The organism is uncultured Amaricoccus sp. (assembly GCF_937858865.1).
Classification (GTDB): domain Bacteria; phylum Pseudomonadota; class Alphaproteobacteria; order Rhodobacterales; family Rhodobacteraceae; genus Amaricoccus.
In genome coordinates, this window is the sequence record NZ_CALLYO010000644.1 from 1 (window position 1) to 1,236 (window position 1,236).

A 1,236-nucleotide genomic window follows, 5' to 3' on the forward strand; every position below is an offset into this window, starting at 1 on the left:
CGCCGGCGGCCCGGCCACCGACTTCCTGATCGAGGGCGCGGCCGCGCACGGGATCCCCGGCCTCGTCAACCTCTTCGGCATCGAGAGCCCCGGCCTCACCGCCTCGCTCGCCATCGCCGAGGAGGTGCTGGCGCTCGCCGGCGTGCCGGCCGCCGCCTGAGCGGAGCCTGACGGGAGGCTGGCTCAGGCCACCACCTGGGCTGCGCGCCGGATGCCGAAGAGGGCGTCCTGCTCGGCGCGTAGCCTGTCGACCAGGCGGCCGGCGGGGATCTCCACGTCTGCGTAGGTCAGCGCCGCATCCTTGGGGATGTCGCGCCGGAGCTTGCAGCCGACCGCGACGCCGATCGGCAGCAGCCCGTCGCGGGCGGTGATCTCGGCGGTCTCCGCCTCGCCGTAGACGGTGTAGCCGCCGAGCGCGTCGATCTCCTCGCCCGCCTTCAGGTCGCGCTTGGCCATCGCCAGCACGTCGAGGCAGGGCGCCCCGATCGGCGTGATCGCGGCGTCCTGCAGGAGCGCGGCGCGGGCGACCGTCACCGGCACCTCGAAGTGGCAGAGGTGATAGGGGGTGTAGAAGCAGTAGAGCGGCCCCTCGCCGAGCTTGTAGAGGTTGAGATAGTGGCGCTGGCGCGGGTGCTCGATGGTGCCGAGCGCCCAGACCCCGGGGCCGGGCTCGCAGCCGACCACATAGTCGACGATGCCGGGCCCGGCGAGGATCTCGTCGGCGTCGTAGCGCTTGGCCGCCTGGGTGATCGGCGTGCCGGGATCGAAGGTGTAGCCGTGCATGCCGCGCCTGGCCACCGTCATGCCGGAGGCGTTGGCGGCCACCGTCATCTCGAAACTGACCTTGGTGCCGTCGGCGAAGGACGTCACCAGGTAGGGGTTCTGCCCCCAGCGCTTGGCGAAGCCCTCCTGGGTGGTCGGGTTGCGGTAGGGGTCCTGCAGCCCCTTGATGTTGCCGAGGAGGACGGGCCGCACGCCCAGGCCCTTGATGAAGCGGTGGAGGTTGCCGATGACGCCGGGCTGGTCGCCGTCGACGTCGGTGAAGACGACGCCGGCCTTGTCGGCCTTGTGCTTGAAGAGCGGCCCCAGCGTGCCGTCGAGCTCGGGGTTCATCAGGAGCACATGCTTGCCGTGCTCGATTGCGGCGAGGACCGGCGCGATCGCGTCCTCGACGGCACCGGTGACGTCGAGCAGCACGTCGATGTGCGGGCTGGTCGCCACCAGCATCGCGTCCTC

General features: G+C 71.4%; 1 protein-coding gene. It reads right to left on the minus strand.

Features of this window, described 5'->3' with window-relative positions:
- Nucleotides 1–183 precede the first annotated feature (183 nt).
- The coding region (locus Q0112_RS19245; protein ID WP_297977712.1) for an SAF domain-containing protein at nucleotides 184–1,236 on the minus strand (1,053 nt) is incomplete at its 5' end.